Annotated in this window: 1 protein-coding gene; it reads right to left on the reverse strand. The window is 57.5% G+C overall.

What is annotated here, in order from left to right; translation table 11 throughout:
• Positions 1–36: 36 nt before the first annotated feature.
• Positions 37–1,287: an IS256 family transposase gene (locus tag AC1RMD_RS31190; protein ID WP_492932749.1), complete on the reverse strand. Its 1,251-nt coding sequence runs from the start codon at positions 1,285–1,287 to the stop codon at positions 37–39.
• Between the last annotated feature and the right edge of the window lie 65 nt (positions 1,288–1,352).

Below are 1,352 nucleotides of genomic sequence, written 5' to 3' on the forward strand. Positions count from 1 at the left end.
GGGGGTGTACTGGATTCTGTGTAAACGGGTTTTCGTTTAAGTCTGCGGCACCCGGTCTTCAAACTGGATGGCGAACCGGTTCAACGCTGCTTTCCAGTCCCGTATCGGCATCGTCCATTTCCTGCTGATGTTGTTCAGCGCGAGATAAAACAGCTTGCTGACGGCTTCATCGGTCGGGAAGGAACTGCGTGCCTTGGTGACTTTTCGCAGGCTCATATTAATCGATTCAATCGCGTTCGTGGTGTATATCACCTTCCGGATTTCCGGCGGGTAGTCGAAGAATGGTATGACGCGAGCCCAGTTGCGGCGCCAGGACTGACTTATTGGCTTATACTGTTTATCCCATTTTTCCTCGAATTCCGTCAGCCTGAGTTCAGCCTCGTCGGCGGTGGCCGCGCTGTAGATCAGCTTCAGATCGGCGGCCACTTCCTTCTGTACTTTCCAGGGTACGAAGTTCAAGCTATTACGCACCATGTGGACGATGCACAGTTGAACGGCCGCCTTCGGGTAGACCGCCTCGATAGCATCAGGGAAGCCTTTCAAGCCGTCCACGCAGGCGATGAAGATGTCCTGCACGCCGCGATTTTTGAGTTCGGTCACGACCTGCAGCCAGAACTTGGCGCCCTCGGTTTGGGAGATCCACAGGCCCAGCACCTCCTTGTGGCCTTCCATGTTGACGCCGATGGCCAGGTAGACCGCCTTGGTGCGCACAGCGCCGTTATCACGCACCTTGACGTGGATGCAGTCGAGATACAGGATCGGGTACACGGCGTCGAGCGGGCGGGCCTGCCAGAGCTTCACATCCTCGCTGACGGCGTCCGTGACGTTGGAGATGAGGGTGGGTGACACCTCGGCGCCGTACATCTCCTCCAGGTGGCCTTGGATCTCCCGCACGCTTAATCCGCGCGCGTAGAGCGAGATGATCTTGTCGTCGAAACCGGCCCAGCGGGTTTGGTTCTTGACGACGATCTGCGGCTCGAAAGTCCCTTGGCGGTCGCGAGGGACTTTCAGTGGCAGCGCGCCGAAATCGCCCTTGAGGGTTTTGGCGCTATGGCCGTTGCGGGTGTTAGCAGTGTCGTTAGTCACCTCGCCGCTCTTGTCGTGGCCCAGGTGGCTGGTCATCTCGACCTCCAGGGCGCGCTCCACCAGCATCTTGGTGAGCTGCTTGAGCAGGCCATTTTCGCCGATCAGGTCCTCGGGCTTCTGGTAGTTGGCCAGCAGGCTATCGGCCAGTTTGAGCAGTTCCGGATCGGGCTTGGCACGCTTGTTACGCTTTACAACGGTCATTGTTTCTCCTTGATGGCGGCAGTGTCCTGCCAAATGACCGTTTACACAAAATTATTTACACCCTC

Source organism: Duganella sp. GW822-FHT06D06 (genome assembly GCF_058799615.1).

What these genes read in the sequence shown, in the direction of transcription:
- AC1RMD_RS31190 (WP_492932749.1), bottom strand. Translation starts at nt 1,287, where the DNA reads ATGACCGTTGTAAAGCGTAACAAGCGTGCCAAGCCCGATCCGGAACTG.